General features: G+C 72.6%; 16 protein-coding genes. 12 read left to right on the forward strand and 4 right to left on the reverse strand.

Features of this window, described 5'->3' with window-relative positions:
* Window positions 1–105: 105 nt before the first annotated feature.
* The 7 genes from AB0M99_RS21170 to AB0M99_RS21200 all read left to right on the forward strand — a co-directional run bounded on the left by AB0M99_RS21170 (window position 106) and on the right by AB0M99_RS21200 (window position 8,978).
* Window positions 106–1,095: an aldo/keto reductase gene (locus tag AB0M99_RS21170; RefSeq protein ID WP_365922568.1), complete on the forward strand. Its 990-nt coding sequence runs from the start codon at window positions 106–108 to the stop codon at window positions 1,093–1,095.
* Window positions 1,096–1,165: 70 nt separating this feature from the next.
* Window positions 1,166–2,866 (forward strand): GH3 auxin-responsive promoter family protein, encoded by a 1,701-nt coding sequence (locus AB0M99_RS21175; protein WP_365922570.1) that lies wholly within the window; start codon window positions 1,166–1,168, stop codon window positions 2,864–2,866.
* Window position 2,867: 1 nt separating this feature from the next.
* Complete coding sequence (locus tag AB0M99_RS21180; protein WP_365922572.1) at window positions 2,868–3,746, forward strand: alpha/beta fold hydrolase; 879 nt, start codon at window positions 2,868–2,870, stop codon at window positions 3,744–3,746.
* Complete coding sequence (locus tag AB0M99_RS21185) at window positions 3,739–4,947, forward strand: enolase C-terminal domain-like protein (RefSeq protein WP_365922574.1); 1,209 nt, start codon at window positions 3,739–3,741, stop codon at window positions 4,945–4,947. The genes AB0M99_RS21180 and AB0M99_RS21185 overlap by 8 nt, the downstream gene beginning before the upstream one ends.
* The gene (locus AB0M99_RS21190) at window positions 4,944–6,701 is read left to right on the forward strand and encodes a thiamine pyrophosphate-dependent enzyme (protein WP_365922576.1); all 1,758 of its coding nucleotides are present in this window, start codon (window positions 4,944–4,946) and stop codon (window positions 6,699–6,701) included. The genes AB0M99_RS21185 and AB0M99_RS21190 overlap by 4 nt, the downstream gene beginning before the upstream one ends.
* A 73-nt stretch (window positions 6,702–6,774) precedes the next feature.
* A complete protein-coding gene (locus AB0M99_RS21195) occupies window positions 6,775–7,650 on the forward strand; it encodes an FAH family protein (RefSeq protein ID WP_365922578.1) in 876 nt (291 codons plus the stop codon).
* Window positions 7,647–8,978, forward strand: a complete 1,332-nt coding sequence (locus AB0M99_RS21200; protein ID WP_365922580.1) for a hypothetical protein — start codon at window positions 7,647–7,649, stop codon at window positions 8,976–8,978. Before AB0M99_RS21195 ends, AB0M99_RS21200 begins: the two co-directional genes overlap by 4 nt.
* Here AB0M99_RS21200 and AB0M99_RS21205 read toward each other — a convergent pair.
* Window positions 8,875–9,243 (reverse strand): transcriptional regulator, encoded by a 369-nt coding sequence (locus AB0M99_RS21205; protein WP_365922582.1) that lies wholly within the window; start codon window positions 9,241–9,243, stop codon window positions 8,875–8,877. The genes AB0M99_RS21200 and AB0M99_RS21205 overlap by 104 nt on opposite strands.
* Window positions 9,244–9,430: 187 nt before the next feature.
* On the opposite strand from AB0M99_RS21205, the gene AB0M99_RS21210 reads away from it, so the two are divergent.
* From AB0M99_RS21210 to AB0M99_RS21220, 3 genes are read left to right on the forward strand one after another with little or no spacing between them, the layout of a single operon-like run.
* Entirely contained in the window at window positions 9,431–10,903 is a 1,473-nt protein-coding gene (locus AB0M99_RS21210) for an MFS transporter (RefSeq protein WP_365922584.1), read from the forward strand.
* 11 nt (window positions 10,904–10,914) lie between these two features.
* Window positions 10,915–11,346, forward strand: a complete 432-nt coding sequence (locus tag AB0M99_RS21215; protein ID WP_365922586.1) for a 5-carboxymethyl-2-hydroxymuconate Delta-isomerase — start codon at window positions 10,915–10,917, stop codon at window positions 11,344–11,346.
* Window positions 11,343–12,059, forward strand: a complete 717-nt coding sequence (locus AB0M99_RS21220; RefSeq protein ID WP_365922588.1) for an SDR family oxidoreductase — start codon at window positions 11,343–11,345, stop codon at window positions 12,057–12,059. Before AB0M99_RS21215 ends, AB0M99_RS21220 begins: the two co-directional genes overlap by 4 nt.
* A gap of 17 nt (window positions 12,060–12,076) precedes the next feature.
* On the opposite strand, the gene AB0M99_RS21225 is transcribed toward AB0M99_RS21220, so the two are convergent.
* The 3 genes from AB0M99_RS21225 to AB0M99_RS21235 form a co-directional block, all read right to left on the reverse strand.
* Window positions 12,077–13,000 (reverse strand): endonuclease/exonuclease/phosphatase family protein, encoded by a 924-nt coding sequence (locus tag AB0M99_RS21225; RefSeq protein WP_365922691.1) that lies wholly within the window; start codon window positions 12,998–13,000, stop codon window positions 12,077–12,079.
* A gap of 167 nt (window positions 13,001–13,167) precedes the next feature.
* On the reverse strand, window positions 13,168–13,944 hold the full coding sequence (locus AB0M99_RS21230) for an alpha/beta hydrolase (RefSeq protein ID WP_365922590.1): 777 nt from the start codon (window positions 13,942–13,944) through the stop codon (window positions 13,168–13,170).
* Between the two features lie 72 nt (window positions 13,945–14,016).
* Window positions 14,017–15,663 carry an AMP-binding protein gene (locus AB0M99_RS21235; protein WP_365922592.1) on the reverse strand — a complete coding sequence of 549 codons (1,647 nt, stop codon included), beginning with the start codon at window positions 15,661–15,663 and terminating at the stop codon, window positions 14,017–14,019.
* A gap of 202 nt (window positions 15,664–15,865) precedes the next feature.
* On the opposite strand from AB0M99_RS21235, the gene AB0M99_RS21240 reads away from it, so the two are divergent.
* Together AB0M99_RS21240 and AB0M99_RS21245 are read left to right on the forward strand one after the other, a co-directional pair.
* Window positions 15,866–16,519 (forward strand): maleate cis-trans isomerase, encoded by a 654-nt coding sequence (locus AB0M99_RS21240; RefSeq protein ID WP_365922594.1) that lies wholly within the window; start codon window positions 15,866–15,868, stop codon window positions 16,517–16,519.
* A complete protein-coding gene (locus tag AB0M99_RS21245) occupies window positions 16,516–16,659 on the forward strand; it encodes a hypothetical protein (RefSeq protein ID WP_365922596.1) in 144 nt (47 codons plus the stop codon). The genes AB0M99_RS21240 and AB0M99_RS21245 overlap by 4 nt, the downstream gene beginning before the upstream one ends.
* The last annotated feature ends 17 nt before the right edge of the window (window positions 16,660–16,676 follow it).

Here is a 16,676-nt window from a genome sequence, read left to right on the forward strand (position 1 = left end):
CGGCGTTGACACGGTTTCCGCGTGACTTGGGACACACAAATCTTGACCTGAAGTACAAACATGGTTTCTGATCTAACTTCCCGAAGCGAAACGGAGCACGCACCGATGGAGCACACGAAGCTCGGCCGTCAGGGTCTTGAGGTCTCACGCATGGGCCTCGGCTGCATGGGGATGAGCCAGTGGTACGGCACCCCCGACGACACCGAATCGATCCTGACCCTCCACCGCGCCCTGGACCTGGGCGTCACCCTCCTCGACACCGCCGAGGCCTACGGCCCGTACGACAACGAGGAGCTGATCGGCGCCGCCCTCAAGGGCCGCCGCGAACAGGCCGTCATCGCCACGAAGTTCGGCTTCCCCATGAAGCTGAAGGACGGCACCACGGCTCCGGTCGACAGCCGGCCCGCCCACATCGTGGAGGTCGTCGAGGCCTCGCTGCGCCGCCTGCGCACCGACCACATCGACGTCCTCTACCAGCACCGCGTCGACCCGGACGTCCCGATCGAGGAGGTCGTGGGCACGATGGCCGGGCTGGTCGCCCAGGGCAAGGTGCGCTACCTGGGGCTGTGCGAGGCCAGCGAGAGCACCATCCGCCGCGCCCACGCCGTGCACCCGCTGTCCGTCGTCCAGAGCGAGTTCTCCGTCTGGGAGCGCAACCTGGAGGACGGCGTCCTGCCGCTGCTGCGCGAACTCGGCATCGGGCTCGTCGGGTTCTGCCCGCTCGGACGCGGTTTCCTGACCGGCTCGGTCGACCGGGCCGAGAGCTACCCGGAGACGGACTTCCGCAGCCACGACCCGCGCCTCCAGGGCTCGAACTACGACCAGAACATGGCCATCGCCGGACGCATCCGCGCCCTCGCCGAGGAGCACGGCCTCACTCCGGCGCAGCTCGCCATCGCGTGGGTGCTGCACCAGGGCGAGGACATCGTGCCGATCCCGGGCACCAAGCGCCGTACCTACCTGGAGGACAACCTCCGGGCCGCCTCGGTCGTGCTGGACGCCGAACTGCTCGCCCGGATCGAGGAGGTCGCGGCGCCCGGCAAGGTCGCCGGCCCCCGCTACAACGACCGGATGATGGCGCTCATCGACCGCTGAGCGGCGCCCACCCGCGCCGCGCACCCCTCCCCAACGCACCCTCCACCACACATCGGAGTGCATCGCAACCATGGCCACACTCAACGGGGCACCCTGGCAGGAACACTGGTCCGACCGCCAGGGACCGTTCGCCGAGGAATGCCGGCGGGCCCGCGCCGACCTCCTCGCCGATCTGCGCGACCCGGCCGCCGCCCAGGCGCGCGTCCTGGCCGACATCATCGAATTCAGCGCGGGTTCCCTGCACTGGAAGGAGAACGGCTACGACGCCGTGCGGCATGAGCCGGCCGCCTTCCGCAAGGTCCTGCCGATCATGCGGTACGACGACTTCGCCGAGCCCATCGAGCGCGAGACCCGCACCAAGGGCGGCATCCTCAGCTGCAGCCCCGTGCTGCGCTGGCTCAAGACCAGCGGCACGACCGGGACGCCGAAGCGGGTCCCGTACACCCTGCACTGGCTGCTCACCTACCGCATCCCCGCGATGAAGGCGATGTGGGGCACCTACCTGGAGCAGCACCCCGAGCTGCTGGCGCACCCGCACGCCACGCTGGACACCCAGACCGTGCGCGAGGACGTGCTCGACTTCGTGCACGGCGTCGAGCACCAGGCGATCAGCAACCGCCATCCGCAGATCAACAGCCTGGACTGGAACCCGCCGTGGTACGACGCGCCGTGGTTCGGGCCGCAGACGCCCACCACCCACGAGGGCCGGATGTACCACCGCGTCAGGCACCTGGCCGGGCAGGGGCTGCACTACATCTCCGCGATCAACCCCAGCACCCTGGTGTCGCTGCGGGACCTGATCGCCGTGCACGGCGATCGGCTGGTGGCGGACCTGCGCGCCGGCACGCTGGAGGGCGAGCCGTACGGGGAGCCCGACGAGGCGGCGGCCGCGCACCTGGAGGCGGTCCTGCGCGACCCGTCCTTCAGCCTCAAGGACGTCTGGCCGTCCCTGACCCTCTACAGCTGCTGGCTCTCCGCCTCGGCGGGCCTGTACCGCGGCAAGCTGGACGCCGTACTGCCCGGAGTCGACAAGCTGCCGTTCATGACCTGCGGCACGGAGGGTGTCACCACCATCCCCGTCGACGGTACGACGCACTCCCAGCCCCTCGCGGTCAGCCAGGCGTTCTTCGAGTTCGTACCGGCCGACGTGCCGCTCGGGGAGATCCTGGAGGGCGGCGGCACGGTCAGCACCCTGCTCTTCGACGAGGTCGAGGCAGGCCGCGACTACCACCTGATCATGTCCCAGGGCAACGGCCTGTACCGGCTGTGGACCGGGGACATCTACCACGTGGACCGCGTCGACGACGGCGTGCCGTGGGTGCACTTCGTACGCCGCAGCGGGGTCTTCCACTCCTTCACCGGCGAGAAGATCACCGAGGCGCAGGTCACCGAGGCGATCGAGAGCGGCTTCCGGCTGCTCGGCGTGGACATGGGCCTCTACCTGTGCGGGCCCCGCTGGGCGGAGCCGCCGCACTACGTGGCCGTCGTCGAGACGGGCGCCGAGCTCACCGCCGGGCTCGGCGCGGCGCTCTCCGAGCGGATCGACGAACAGCTCGGCCTGATCAACATCGAGTACGCGTCCAAGCGCGAGAGCGGCCGTCTGGACCCGATCGAGGTGCTGCCCGTCGCACAGGGCGCCGTCGGCACGTACTTCGAGAGCCGCCGGACCCTCGGCAACACCACGCAGTACAAGTACAAGCCGTTCCAGCAGGACATCGCCTTCGTCTCCGAGATCACCGGAGCCGCGGACCGAGACAAGGGGGAGAACTGACATGCTCGAACTCACCAGGGCGCCGCAGAGCACCCGCAGGGAGATCATCACCGTCCGCCGGCCCGGCGCGGACCTGGCCCTGCACGTCTGGCGGCCCGGCACCCTGAAGGGTGCGGTCTTCTACTTCCACGGCCTGCAGAGCCATGCCGGCTGGCTCTGGGAGGCGGGCGCCCAGTTCGCCGACAACGACATCGCCTTCTACGTCCTGGACCGGCGCGGCAGCGGCATCAGCGACGGCGAGCGCAGCGACATACCGGACGCCCGGACCCTGCTGGACGACTACGCGGCCGCCGTCGCCGCCGTCCGCGCGGAGATCGGCCCGGACGTCCCGCTCACGCTCTTCGGCCACTGCCTCGGCGGTTCGTTCATGGCCGCCCTGCTGCACGACCCGGCCTTCCAGGTCCCCTACGACGGCGCGGTGTTCTGCTCGACGTGGCTTGGCAGGCTGCACGCCACCCTCTCGGACGAGCAGCGTGCCGCGCTCGCGGCGGACGACAGCACCGACCCCTGGGACGCGGGACTGGACTCCGCCGACTTCACCGACGACCCCAAGTACCGCAGCCACATCGACCACGACGACCTCGCCGTGCGCACGCTCACCCGGCGCTCCCGAGCCGTACTCCTGCGCCTGGAGGAGTACTACATGAACGCGGAGCGCGAACTCCCCGACGTACCGACCGCGTTCGTGTCGGGGCTCGCCGACCCGATCGTGGACCTCGACGACGCGCACAAGACGTACATCGAGATGACCCGGGGCCGGGGCTCGCTCCACAAGTTCCCCACGGAGAAGCACTACCTCTTCTACACGGGCGTCCGCCGCAGACTGGTCAACTGGACTTCGGCGTTCACGCTGCTGCCGGGGCTGGAGCACCGTGGCTGAAGCGCTCCTCCACCACGTCACCCAGCCCATGCGGACGGGCTTCGACCATCCGGCGGCCCGCCGCCGGAGCTCCGACAGCCTGCTGCTGCGCCTGAGCGTCGACGGACACCACGGCACCGGCGAATGCGCGCCCCGCCCGTACGTCACCGGCGAGACGAGCCGCTCCGTACGGGCCGCCCTCGAACTCGTCGACCTGGGGCCGCTGTTCGCGCGGCTGCGCACCACCGACCCCGCGGAGCTGCTCGGCGCCCTGCACGCGGCGGGCTTCGAGCAGACCTTCGGCATCACCGGCGGCAACAACCTGCTGTGCCTGCTGGAGACAGCCGTACTCGACCTGCTCGGGCGGCGCCTGGGCACCCCGGCCGGGGCGCTGCTCCCCGGCCGGGCGGGCACCACCGACGGCACCACCGGCGGCGTCGGCCCGGCCGCGCTGCCCGTCTCGCAGGTGCTCGACCTGGGCACCGATCCGCAGGAGTTCCTCGACACCCGGGGCCCCTTCCACTTCGTGAAGATCAAGGCCTCCGAGGACCCCGCCCGCGACGTCCGGACCGTGGCCGCGGTCCGGGACCGGCTGGGCGAGTCCGTGCCCGTCATGGTCGACGCCAACATGAGCTGGACCCCCGACACCGCGGCCGGCCTGGTCGGCCGGCTGCGGGACGCGGGCGCCGACCTCTTCGAGGAGCCCCTGCCCCAGCGCTCCTGGGCCGACCTGCGGGAGCTGCGCCGCGCCACCGGTGCCACGGTGATGCTCGACGAGTCCCTCAGCGGCCCCGCCGACGCTCACACCGCGCTGCGCAGCGGTGCCTGCGACGCGTTCAACGTCCGGGTCTCCAAGTGCGGCGGGCTGCTGCGCTCGGCCCGGGTCGTCGACTTCGCCCGCGAGCACGGCATCGCCTTCCAGATCGGCGTGCAGGTCGCCGAGGTCGGACCGCTGATCAACGCGGGCCGGGCGCTGGCCTTCGCCAACCCCGACGCGCTCACCGTCGAGGCCGGTCAGAGCGACCGGTTCTTCGACCGCATGGTCGTCTCGCCCCGGCCGGCGGTCGACCGCACGGCCAACACCATCTCCCCCGTCGAGACCCCCGGGTTCGGCCTGGAGCTCGACCCGAGCGCCGGACCCTACGCGGTGCTCGCATTCACCGAAGGCAACAGACTGTGGCATCCCCCGACTCCGGACCCGCGAACGAAGGTCCGGACGTGACGGCCTACTTCTCCGACCTGGTCGTCGACTTCCTGCGGCAGCAGGACATCGACCTGGTGTCCTTCAACCCCGGCGCCTCCTTCCGCGGGGTGCACGACTCGCTGGTGCACGAGGGCAACGCCGACATCGCCCCGGGCATCGTCATGGCCTGCCACGAGGAGATTGCGGTCGCGGTCGCCCACGGCTACCACAAGGCGGGCAACCGGCACATGGCCGTCTTCGTGCACGCCAACGTCGGCCTGCTGCACGCCTCGATGGCCATCTTCAACGCATGGTGCGACCGGGTGCCGCTGCTGGTCATCGGCGGCAACGGCCCGATCGACGCCGCCAAGCGCCGCCCCTGGATCGACTGGATCCACACCTCGCAGAACATCGAGTCCGTCGTCAAGGACTACGTGAAGTGGTGCGACCAGCCCACCAGCCAGCGCGGCACGATCGAGTCGCTCTACCGCGCCTTCAAGCTCGCCCGGACCGAGGCCCAGGCGCCCGTGTTCGTGGCGCTCGACTTCGACGTGCAGGAGCAGCCCGTCGAGGAGGGCGTACGGCTGCTGCCCGCCGAGGCGACCCGCCCCGCCGCCCTGCCGGGCCCCGCGCCCGAGACCGTACGGGACCTCGTGCGGCGGCTGCACGACGCGGAACTCCCCGTGCTGATCACGGACTTCTCCGGGCGGGAGCCCCGGACGGTCGCCGAGCTGATCGCGCTCGCCGAGGCGCTGGGCCTCGCGGTCGTCGACCGGGGCAACCGGATGAACTTCCCCACGACCCACGAACTGAACCTGAGCGGCGCGACGGACACCGGCGTACTGCGGGAGGCCGATCTGGTCATCGCGCTGGAGGTGCAGGACCTGGTCGGCGCGCTGGGCTCGTTCCTGGAGCTGACGGACCAGGGCATCCCGGCGAACGGCGCCCACGTCGTCACCGTCGGCTCCAACGACCTGCTGACCAGCAAGTGGGCCGCCGACTACCAGCAGTTCGTCCCGGTCGCCGAGTCGGTTGTCGCGGACAGCCTGGGCACGCTCACCGCGCTGCGCTCGGCCGCCCTGGACCCCGAAGGCCCCTTCGCCTCCCGTTCGTTCGCCGAGCGGCGCGACGCCCGGGCCAAGACGATCGCCGCCGTCCACACCCGGGCGCGGACGGGCTGGGCCGAGCAGGCCGATGCCGCCAAGGGGCGCGAGGTCATCAACGTGGCCGCCGCGGTCGACGAGATCCACCACGCGGTGCGCGACGAGCAGTGGGTCCTCGCCAACACCGGCAGCCTGACCATCGACGGCTGGGTCAAGAAGCTCTGGCCCATCGAGCGGCCGCAGAGCTACCTCGGCCTCAACGGCGGCGGCGGGCTCGGCTACGGCCTCGGGGCCTCGGTCGGCGCCGCGCTCGCCCTCAAGGACGAGGACCGGCTCTGCATCAACCTCCAGGCCGACGGCGACCTGCTGTACACGCCGAGCGCACTGTGGACGCTGGCCGCCTACGACGTCCCGCTGCTGGTCGTCGTCATGAACAACCGGCTCTACCTGAACTCCACCCAGCACGCCGCCCGCGTCGCGGGCAACCGCGACCGCGACATCGACCGCGCCCACATCGCGACGAGCTTCTACGACAACCCCGTCGACTTCGTCACCCTCGCGCAGTCCTACGGCATCCACGCGCTGCCCCGGGTCGAGGCGGTGGCCGACATCGCGCCGGCCGTCGCGCGGGCTGTCGCGTACATCAAGGAGCACGGCAAGCCGGCGCTCGTCGAGATCCTCATGGAATGAGCGGGCCGCCTGCCCCGCACCTCCGCCCCGCCCACTCCCCCGTCACCAGGTCCGTCCCGGGAGGACGTCCGTCATGACCCCCTTCTTCGAATGCTCCTACGAGGGCAAGCGGTTCGTCTGCTTCGACGACACGCCCCCGGGCGAGCCGCTGCTCCTGTTCCCCGCCCCCGCCGACACCGCCCTCGCCCTGCTCGACGCGGGCGGCTCCCCGGACGCCTTCGCCGAGGCCGTACGGGGCTCGGGCCCCGGGCGGCTGATACCGGCCGCGGCCCGGGGCTCGGTGCGCCCGCGTCCGCCCGTACTGCCGGACGCGCCCGGCACCGCCGTCGCGGGCGGGTTCATGCAGACCCACAACGTCAAGGTGGCCGCCGAGGGCGAGGCGGCCGGTCCCGAGCACCCGAACTGGTTCTTCAAGGGGCCGGGCAGCGCCCTGCGCGTCTGCGGCGAGCCCCTGGGCGTGCCGGCCGGGTCCGTGGCCATCTGCGAGGAGGCCGAAGTCGTCCTGGTCTACCGGACCGACGAGAAGGGCGAGCCCGCCTACCTCGGCCACACCTTCGGCAACGACCTGACCGACATCGGGCGGTTCCGGCAGAACCGGGCCCACCTCTCGTACGCCAAGCTGTGCGAGGCCTCGGTCTCCCCCTGGTTCTTCCCCGGCGAGCCGCCGCGGCGGGTGACCGGGCGGGTCACGGTGGAGCGCGCCGGGCGGACCGCGTGGGAAGGGGAGTTCAGGACCGGCCTGGACGCCCTGCACTACCCGGTGGAGTCGATGACCGGGAACCTCTTCTCCCACCCCGGGCTGCGCGTCCCGGGCACCGTGCACTACGTGTTCCTCGGCGCCGACCGGAGCAGTTTCCACGCCGGGTTCACCATCGTCGACGGCGACGTGCTCTCGCTCGAGTTCCCGGACCACGGCGTCACGGTCACGAACCCGGTGCACTGGCTGTGAGGCCCGCGCACGCGCTGCGGGAACTCGACGACATCGAGGCGTCGTTCGCGTACATGCACGCCGAGCTCGGCGGCAGCACCCAGGTGACGACGCACCTCGCCGTCGCGCGCCGGTTCGGCCCGGACGAGCTCGACCGGGCCGCGGCGGCCTGGGGGCGGGGGCTTCCCGTACTGGCGCTGCGGATCGGGGAGTCGGCGGACGGCGGGCTGTGGTTCCAGGCGGGCCCGCCGCCCGGCCCGGAGCAGGTGCGCCACGGGGTACTGGCTCCGGGCCGCTCGCCCGGGCAGGTGCTGAGGGAGGAGCTCAACGAGGTACTGGCGACCGGCGGCGCCCTGTGGCGGCTGCGGGCGCTGGAGGACGTCGCTGGCGGGGTGACCCACCTCTTCTTCACCCGCAACCACGCGATCTCGGACGGGTTCACGACCGGGGTCATGGCGGGTGCGCTGCTCGGGCACCTCTTCGGCCCCGCGCCGGAACCTGCCGCGGCCCCCGCGGAACTCCCCTCGCGCGAGGTGCCGTTCACCTACCGTCCGCCGCGGTACGAGCCCGCCGTCGCCCCGGCGCCCGCCGCGGCGGCCGCGCCGCCGGTGCCCTTCGACGCGGTGGCGCCCTGGGCGGAGCGCCGGGCGGACTACGCGGCGCTCGACCTCTCGGCCGCCGAGTCCGCGGAGGTCCGGGCGTACTGCGCGGAGCGGGGCGTCACCGTCAACGAGTTCTTCGCGACGGCGCTCGCGGAGGCCTTCGCCGCCGCGACCGGCCGGACCGAGGTGGAGATGTTCACCGCCGTGTCCCTGCGCGCCCGCGGCGAGCAGGAGCGGTTCCTGTCCGACCCGGGCTGCCGGATCGGCGTCGTGCGGGCCCCGTTGCGACTCGGGGACGAGGGGCTGGCGGCCAACGCGGACCGGTACCGGTCCGCCTTCCGGGCGGCCGACACCCGGTGGCGGCCGCCCGCCCGCGGCCACGCCGAGATACGTGCGGCCGTGCGCTCCCTGGCCGAGCGGGACGGCGCACCGGGGATCTGCATCACCAACGTCGGCGTCGTCGATGCAGCCCTCGGCCCGCACGCGCACCACGTCACGCAGTTCCGGACCGTGGTGAACCGGACCGCGGCCAACTACGCGGTGGTGCTGCACCTGTCCACGCTCCGGGGCACCTTCGGCCTGTCCCTGGCCTACGGCGCCCCGAGCGTGGACCGCGCGGTCGTCCTGCGGACGGCGGAGCTGCTCAGGGCGCGGGCGCTGGATCCCCGCCGTCCGGGGCCTCCCGCAGTACGAGGTCCAGCAGTCCGGGGAACCGCTCGTCGAACTCCGGCCGCCGCAGCCGGTTGAACCGCTTGGCCCCGTTGTCCCGCTGCTCGATCAGCCCGGCGGAGCGCAGCACCGCGAAGTGGTGGCTCAGGGCCGCCTTGCGCACCGGGACGTCGAAGCTGCCGCAGGCGCGCGCCCAGTCGTCCGCCTCGCCGATCTCCCGTACGAGCGTGATCCGTACGGGATCGGCGAGGGCGGCCAGGGCGGTCTGCAGCGGGACGTCCCGGGGGTGCGTGTGCTCCGGCGGGGTGCGGTGCCGGGGCGCCGGGGGCTGTTCTGCGGTCATGGCGCCTCCTGGGCCGGATTGCTAAGTGTTCGATGGTGGGCATACACTTCTTTGTGTTCACGCTTCATCGAACAGTCTACTCGAGCGGCTTTCCGTACGCCCCTGCGCGCGATCCCCCAGGGCGTCACGACGACGAGGATCCCACCCGCCTCGCCGCCTCCTCTTCCATTCCATCCGAGGACGATTCATGTCTGAACCTCACAACCCGGAACACTCCGACGCCAGGAGCTCCGGCCTCAAGCGGCAGTTGACCCTGCTCGCGGCCTGCCTCGGCTTCGTCGTCGTCATCCTCGACGTCAGCGTCGTCAACGTGGCGACGGACGCCCTCAGCGAGGACTTCGGCGGCAGCCTCTCCGGCCTGGAGTGGGTGATCAACGGCTACACCCTCACCTTCGCCGCGTTCCTGCTGACCGCGGGGGCGATGGGAGACCGCTTCGACCCCAAGCGGATCTTCCAGGTGGGCTTCGCCCTGTTCGCCGTCACCTCCTTCGCCTGCGGCGCCGCCGACAGCCTGGTGGCGCTGGTCATCGCCCGGATCCTCCAGGGGGTGGGCGCCGCGATGATCGTGCCGTCCTCGCTCTCCATCGTGAACAAGGCCTTCCCCGACCCGGCGGAGCGCACCCGCGCCGTGAGCCTGTGGGCCGCGTCCGGCGGACTGGCCCTCGCGCTCGGGCCCGTGGTCGGCGGCTTGCTCATCTCCCAGTTCGGCTGGCGCTCGATCTTCTTCGTGAACGTGCCCATCGCCGCGGCCGGCGTCTGGCTGACGCAGACCAGCGCCCCCCGCACCGCCGCCGCGGCCGGCCGCCCCGCGCGTTCCTTCGACGTACCCGGACAGCTCCTCGCGATCGTGACGCTCGGCGCGCTGACCGCCGCCGTCATCGAGGCCAACGGGCTGGGCTGGGGCGCGCCGCTCGTCGTCGCCTGCCTGGTGGTGTTCGTCCTGGCGCTGGCGGGCTTCATCCTCGTGGAGCGGCGCAGCTCGGACCCCATGCTGCCCCTGACGCTGTTCGGCCGGGGCGCGTTCACCGCGACCTCGCTGATCGGCGTCCTGGTGAACTTCTCCTTCTACGGCCTGATCTTCGTCTACAGCCTCTTCTTCCAGAAAGCCTGGGACTACTCGCCCATCGTCGCCGGGCTCGCCTTCCTGCCCATGACCGCCACCATCATGATCGCCAACCTGGCTTGCGGGCCCCTGGTCAAGCGCTTCGGCTCGCGGACCGTCCTGATCAGCGGCAGCACCCTGGCCGCCGTCGGCTACCTCACCATGCTGCCCGCCGTCGGCTCCGCCTCCTACCCCGCCCTGGTCGCCCAGTTCCTGGTCGCGGGCGCCGGCATCGGCCTGGTCGTCCCGGCCATGACCAACGCCATGCTCTCCGCCGTCGACCCGGGCAACGCGGGCATCGCCTCGGGCGTGCTGAACGCCTCGCGCCAGATCGGCGGACTGATCGGCGTCGCCGTCATGGGGATCCTCGTGGGCGCCGCCACGCCCGGCGGCGCCTTCCTGTCCGGTCTGCGGGCCGCCCTGGTCCTGGCCGCCGTCGCCCTCGCCGTAGCCGCTGTCCTGAGCGCCACCGGTGTACGCCGCGCCGTGGGCGCCACCGCCAAGGCCGCGGCCCCGCGCCCGGCGCCGGCCGCCGCCCCTGCCACCGAGAACGCGTAAGGAGCCACCCCATGCCCCACCTCGTACTCGAATACTCCGGCAACGTACGGGAGACCCCCGACCCGGCGGAGCTGTTCACCGAACTGCACACCGCGCTCGCCGAGGCGGGCGGGTTCCGCCTCCAGGACTTCAAGAGCCGTGCCGGGCGGGCGCAGGTGTACTTCATCGGCGACGGAAGCCGTGAACAGGCCTTCGTGAACCTCGACATCCGCACCTTCGGCGGCAAGTCTCCCGAGCTGCGCACCGCCGTGAGCGAGACCGCGCTGGCGGTCCTGCGCGAGCACTTCCGCCGCGCCCTCGCCGAGACGGACTGCGACGTGTCGGTGCAGATCACCGAGCTCGACCGGCCGAGCTACGCCCGTACCCGCTCGGCCGACCTCTCCGACATCTTCGAACACACCACCGAACACACCACCGAACACGCCACAGGAGGCGCAGCATGACCACAGGATTCCAGGGCCGACGCGTGCTCGTCGCAGGCGGCACCTCCGGGGTGGGACTGGCGGCCGCCGGTGAGTTCGCGGCCCGCGGGGCCGGCGTCACCGTCGTCTCCCGCAGCGAGGACAAGGTGCGCCGCGCGGTCCAGGTCCTCGGCCCGACGGCCGACGGGCAGGTGCTCGACCTGCGCGACGCCGAGGGCATCGCCGCCTTCGCCAAGGCCGCCGGCACCTTCGACCACGTGGTCGTCTCGGCGGCCGAGACGCCGATGGGCCGCGTGGACACCCTGCCGCTGGAGGACGCGTACGCGGCGATGGACAGCAAGTTCTGGGGTGCCTACCGGCTCGCGCGCGCCGTCTCCGTGGACCCGGCGGGCTCCCTCACCTTCGTCGCGGGATACCTCTCCGTACGCCCCGGCAAGGCCTCCGCACTGCAGAGCGCGATCAACGCCGCCCTGGAGGCCCTGGTCCGCGGGCTCGCCCTGGAACTGGCCCCGATCCGCGTCAACGCCGTATCGCCCGGGCTGCTGCGCACGCCCCTGTGGGACGCGCTGCCGGCGGACCGTCGCGCGGCGATGTACGAGGCGGCGGCCCAGCGCCTGCCCGTGAACCGGGTGGGAGAGCCGCAGGACGTGGCGGCCGCGATCGCGATGGTCGCGGACAACGCCTACATGACGGGCACGACCCTCTTCGTCGACGGCGGCGGCTCCATCGCCTGACCCCGTACGGCGGCGGCTCAGAGCCGGATGCGGGCGGCGATGGGCAGGTGGTCGCTGCCCGTGGGGGGCAGCGACCAGAGCTCCGTGACGGTCGCCGACCGGGTCATGACCTGGTCGATCCTGGCCACGGGGAACGCCGCGGGCCAGCTGAACGCGAACCCCGTTCCCCCGGCCCTGAGCCGGTGGGCGACCGGATCCAGACCGCGGTCGTCCACCGTGCTGTTGAGGTCCCCCAGCAGCACGACCGCCTCGACCGGTTCGGCGGCGATGGCGGCGCCGAGCAGCTCCGCGCTCTCGTCCCGGCGCGCGGAACGGAACCCGCTCGCCGGGCCGATCCGGACCGAGGGCAGGTGCGCGACGTACACGGCGACGTCCCCCCGCCGCGTGCTCGCGGTCGCCCGCAGACCGCGGTTCCAGTCCTCCCCCACCCCGGCCGGCCGGATGTCCACCGGCCGCACGTCCGCCAGCGGGTACTTCGACCAGAGGCCGACCGTGCCGTGGACCGCGCGGTACGGGTAGTCCGCGGCCAGGGCCGCCTCGATGGGCGGCAGGACGGCGGGGGTCAGTTCCTCCAGGGCGACGAGGTCGGCGCGGACCTTCGCCAACGCCCGTGCGGTACCGGCCGGATCGGGGTTCTCGTCGCTGACGTTGTGCTGGACCGCGACGAGGTCGTGGGCCGGGCCCTGCGCGGGCAGCAGCAGGCCGCCGAAGAGGACCAGCCACGCGGTGGCCGGCAGCAGCAGCGCGCACAGCGCCAGCGCCGAGCGGCGCAGCAGGGCCAGTCCCAGCAGGACCGGGACGCTCAGGCCCAGCCACGGCAGGAACGTCTCCAGTAGACTGCCCGGCCGCCCGGCGACATCGGGCACCGCCCGGTGGAAGAGGAGCAGGCAGGCGACGAGCCCGGCGAGCGCCCCGAGCACGCGCCCCCGCCGCGGCGACAGCCACCGGGGCCCCGCCGGCGCCGCCGCCGCACGGGTTTCCGCCGGCGCCGCCGCGGCCCCTTCCACCTGTTCCACTGCCCGCCGCCTCTGCTCGGATCCGTCCGGTGGACGACGCCCGCCCGCACCCTCCGGTTCCGCCGCACGGCCGGGCAGCCGGCCGGCGGGGGTCAGCCGAGGCCCTCGCACAGCTCCAGGACCAGCCCGGCCACGGTCTGCGGTTCGCGCAGCGCCGGGTAGTGGTCGCTGGCGGCGATCCGTACGAGCCTGCAGCCCGGGATCCGCGCGGCCATGTCCTCGTTGCACCGGACCGCCTCGGGCTGGTCCTGCTCGCCGAGGGCGATCACGCACGGGACGTCCAGTTCGCCGAGCCGGTCGAAGGCGGGCGCGTCCTGCACCTGGTGGGGCTGGTTGGCGAACCAGCCGGGGATCGCGGAGCGCAGCTGGGCGGTGACCTGGGGGTCGTCGCCGACTCCCGCGTTGCCCCAGGTGCGCCGGCCCAGCGCGACCAGGCCGTCCACGTCACCGGCCTTGGCCAGTTCCCCGATCGCGGCGAACAGCTCCGGCACTTCGAGCCCTGCGTAGCCGGTGACACCGGGACAGAACAGGCCGAGCCCCGCGACGCGCTCGGGCGAGTCCAGGGCGAGGCTGATCACCGTGGCGCCGCCCATGCTGGAGCCGACCAGCACCGCCCGGCCGAGTTCGAAGTGGTCGAGCACCGCCCGCAGGTCCTCGACCAGCGAGTAGTTGGAGGTGGGCGCCGGCGAGCGGCCGAAGCCCCGTACGTCGTAGCGGATCACCCGGTGCCGCGCCGTGAGCGCCGGCAGGATCGGGTCCCAGACCGTCGAGTCGCCGACGCCCGGATGCAGCAGCACGATCGGCTGCCCGGCGCCGCCCGAGTCGTCCGCCCACACTTCGCCGTCCTTGACGGCCACCATGAGTTCCATGGTCCGAGCCTGGCCGACGGCCGCCCCGGCGCGCCAGCCGCCCACGGGCCAACCGGCCGCCGCTCCACCGCCCTACGAGGAGGACTCCAGCAGCCGGACCGCCATCTCGCGCATCTCGATCTTGCGGATCTTCCCGGTGACGGTCATCGGGAACTCCTCGACGACGTGGACGTAGCGCGGGATCTTGTAGTGGGCGAGCCGGCCCGCGCAGTACGCGCGCACGGCGGCGGCGGTCAGCGGCCGCGCGCCCTCGCGCATTCGCACCCAGGCCATGAGCTCCTCGCCGTACTTGGCGTCGGGTACGCCGATGACCTGGACGTCCAGTACGTCCGGGTGGGCGTGGAGGAACTCCTCGATCTCGCGCGGGTAGAGGTTCTCCCCGCCCCGGATGACCATGTCCTTGATCCGTCCGGTGATGCTCAGGTAGCCCCCGTCGTCCATGACCGCCAGGTCGCCGGTGTGCATCCAGCCCTCCGCGTCCACGGCTTCGGCGGTCTCCTGCGGCCGGCCCCAGTAGCCGAGCATGACGGAGTAGCCGCGCGTGCACAGCTCGCCCGGTTCCCCGCGCGGCAGGGTCCGCCCGGTCCGCGGGTCGGCCACCTTCACCTCCAGGTGCGGGCCGACCCGGCCCACGGTCGACACCCGGCGCTCGACCGAGTCGTCGGCGCGCGTCTGCGTGGACACGGGTGAGGTCTCGGTCATGCCGTAGCAGATGGACACCTCGTGCATGCCCATCCGGTCGATGACCTCCTTCATCACCTCGACCGGGCAGGGCGAGCCCGCCATGATCCCGGTGCGCAGGCTGGACAGGTCGTACGCGTCGAAGCCCGGGTCGGCCAGTTCGGCGATGAACATGGTCGGCACCCCGTAGAGGGAGGTGCAGGACTCCGCCTCGACCGCGGCGAGGGTGGCCGCCGGATCGAACGACGGCGCGGGGATGACCACCGCCGCGCCGTGGCTGGTGCAGGCCAGGTTCCCCATCACCATGCCGAAGCAGTGGTAGAAGGGCACCGGGACGCAGACGCGGTCCTGCTCGGTGTAGTGGCACAACTCGCCCACGAAGAATCCGTTGTTGAGGATGTTGTGGTGCGACAGGGTCGCCCCCTTGGGGAAGCCGGTGGTTCCCGAGGTGTACTGGATGTTGACCGGGTCGTACGGGCTCAACTCCGCCTGCGCCCTGACGAGTTCGGCGGGGTCGCCCTGTCGCCCCCGGTCCAGCAGGGCGGTCCACCCGGGGCCGTCCAGCAGCACGGTGAACTCCAGCTCCGGGCAGCGCGGGCGGACCTCCTCGATCATGGCGGCGTAGTCGGAGGTCTTGAAGCGGTCCGCCGCGACCAGGAGCCGCACCCCGGACTGCCGGAGCACGTACTCCAGCTCGTGCGAGCGGTACGCGGGGTTAACGGTCACCAGGGTCGCCCCGATCCTGGCGGTGGCGTACTGGACGAGCATCCACTCGGCGCGGTTGGGGGCCCAGATCCCGACCCGGTCGCCCTTGCGGATGCCGAGGCCGAGCAGCCCGAGGGCGAGGGCGTCGACGTCGGCGCCCAGCTCCGCGTACGTCCAGCGGCGTCCGGCGGCCATGTCGACGAGGGCGTCGCGGCCCGGGAAGCGGCGTACGGTGCGGTCCAGGTTCTCGCCGATGGTCTCCTCCAGCAGCGGGACTTCGCAGGCCCCGGACGCATGGCTCGACGAGGCAGAAGACGACGCGGCAGAAGACAACACGGACTCCCTGGACGAAGTGGACCGGCCCTCCCCATGATCCCCGCCCCCCGGTTCGAGGACCACCCCCCGGCACGGCAGACGGGTGAAAGCGGCGTCCCCCGGACGGGGTGCCCCGCGGAGTGGTGTCCCGCGCGATGGCCTGCGGATGCGGACATAGTGCCCGTATGACTCGAAACCGAACAGCACCGCGGTGCACCGGATGACCGGGCCCGCTACGGGCTGGCGGCCCGACGGCTGGGACGTACGGGTCCGGCTCGGCGTGCTGACTCCGCAGGGGGACGTGGGCCCGGAGTCCGAACTGCGCGCCATGGCGCCGGCCGACGTCGGCCTGCACGCCGCGCGCGTGCCTTTCGGCGCCATGCGGCAGGGCGGTGCGATGGATCCGACGATCCCGCTCGCCCCGGTACGGGACTTCGCGGCGCCGCCCCATGTCGACGGGGCCGCCGGGCGGTTGGCCGTGGCCCCCCTGGCGGCGATCGCCTACGCGTTCACCAGCTCCGCGTACGTGATCGGCGCGCAGGGCGAGGCGGACATGATCGCCCGGCTGAGCGCCCGCGCGCACGGACTGCCGGTGGTCGCCACGTGCGCCGCGGCCGTCGGCGCCCTGCGCGCGGCGGGCGCCGCCCGCGTCTGCCTGGTCGATCCGCCCTGGTTCGACGCGGCGCTCAACGGCCTCGGCCGGGCGTACTACGAGGCGGCGGGCTTCGAGGTGTGCTTCTCGGCCCCGTGCGCCCTGCCCAGTGACCAGGCCCGCATCCGGCCGGGCGATCTGCACGACTGGGTGGCGGGCCACGTCCCCGACCGGGCCGAGGCCGTGGTCATCGGCGGCAACGGACTGCGGGCGGTCGGGTGATCGAGGCCCTTGAGACCGCGCTCGGACGGCCCGTGTTCACCGCGAACCAGGTGCTGTTGTGGGCGGCCCTGAACGCGGCCGGCACGCACACGGGCGACATCACGGGCTACGGACGGCTGTTCGCGCTGCCCGTCGGCTGACCCCGGCTCGGGGTCGA

Origin of the sequence: Streptomyces sp. NPDC051183 (assembly GCF_040682455.1) — a bacterium.
In the GTDB taxonomy this organism is placed as follows: Bacteria; Actinomycetota; Actinomycetes; order Streptomycetales; family Streptomycetaceae; genus Streptomyces.